Source organism: Pauljensenia sp. 20925_1_27 (assembly GCF_041432835.1).
GTDB lineage: Bacteria > Actinomycetota > Actinomycetes > Actinomycetales > Actinomycetaceae > Pauljensenia.
Genome location: NZ_JAPWAH010000043.1, coordinates 1 through 1,235, shown reverse-complemented (window position 1 = coordinate 1,235; position 1,235 = coordinate 1). Strand labels below are relative to the sequence as shown.

Here is a 1,235-nt window from a genome sequence, read left to right as displayed (position 1 = left end):
GACGGTTTGTTTATGCGACTGTTGTCCAGGCCGCTTGGTGTAGTTCGTATTCGATGGGGGATCTACCGCCCAGGCTGGTGTGGATGCGGCGGCGGTTGTAGAAGTCTTCGATCCAGGTGGCGACCCCGGTGTAGACCTGGTCACGGGTGGTGAAGGCGCGCCGGTAGTAGTACTCGGTTTTGAGGGTGGCCCAAAAGGATTCGGCCATGGCGTTATCCCAGCACACCCCGGCCTGCCCCATCGACACGGTTCCTTTCACGGCGCGCATGTAGGCGGCCAGTTTCTGGGAGGTGAACTGTGTTCCCCGATCAGCGTGGAGCACGACCCCTGTGGGGAAGCCGCCACGGGTGGTAGCGGCCATGTCGAGCGCGGTGATGACCAGGTCGGTGCTTTGCTGCTCACCCATGGCGTATCCGAGCACTCGACGCGAGTGCGCATCGCGCACGGCGCACAGGTAGACCCAGCCTTGGGCGCAGCGCAGGTAGGTGAAATCCGTGATCCACACCCGATCCAGGGTGCCTTGGTCCCACTGGCGGGCGCAGTGGTCCTCATGGGCCACAGGTCCGCGCCCGCCGCGCTTCGGGCGCGGGTGCGTGTTCAGGCCTGTGAGGCCTTGGCGGCGCATCGACGCGGCGACCGCACGCACACCTACATCCACGCCCGCGCGCGTCAGAGCATGGCGGATGCGAGGAGCCCCATAGGTGCCACCCGACACCTCGTGTTCCCAGGCCACCGCCTCATCCAAACGCCTGCGCGCCAGCGCGCGCTCACCCCTGTGGGACGCTCGGTTTTTCCACGCGTAATAGCCTGCGCGCGTGACCCCTAAAACCTTGGCCATCAAGGTGATTGAGTAGGAAGCCTTCTGCGCGTCCATCAGTTCAAAGCGCTGGTGTTTTGGTGCCGAGACGCGAAGAAGGCGCTGGCTTTTCCCAAGAACTCGTTCTCCTTCTCCAACTCGCGCACCCGCCGACGCAGAGCCGTGATCTCAGCTTCCATCTCGCGCGGATCAGGGCGCCCCTGTTCGGCGGCCTGGCGCCTCTCACGTTCGAGTTTGACCCACCGGCCCACCACCGTTTCACCCAGCCCTAAATCCCGGGCCACAGACGCGATCGTAGACCCCGTATCCAACACCAGGCACGCAACATCACGACGATACTCCGGCGTAAAACGACGACGAGTTCCCATAACAGGCACCTCACTCTCCGCAGGCACACGCACCCGCTTCACGAAGTGTC

General features: G+C 64.0%; 1 protein-coding gene and 1 pseudogene. Both read right to left on the bottom strand.

Going from position 1 to position 1,235, the window contains the following annotated elements; translation table 11 throughout:
* Positions 1–10 precede the first annotated feature (10 nt).
* Positions 11–880, bottom strand: a pseudogene (locus O3684_RS10195) (IS3 family transposase); the annotation flags it as partial.
* Complete coding sequence (locus O3684_RS10190; protein WP_500066827.1) at positions 874–1,185, bottom strand: transposase; 312 nt, start codon at positions 1,183–1,185, stop codon at positions 874–876. The gene O3684_RS10190 and the pseudogene O3684_RS10195, both read right to left, overlap by 7 nt.
* Between the last annotated feature and the right edge of the window lie 50 nt (positions 1,186–1,235).

Coding starts and splice junctions, on each gene's coding strand:
- O3684_RS10190 (WP_500066827.1), bottom strand. CDS start 1,185: ATGGGAACTCGTCGTCGTTTTACGCCGGAGTATCGTCGTGATGTTGCG.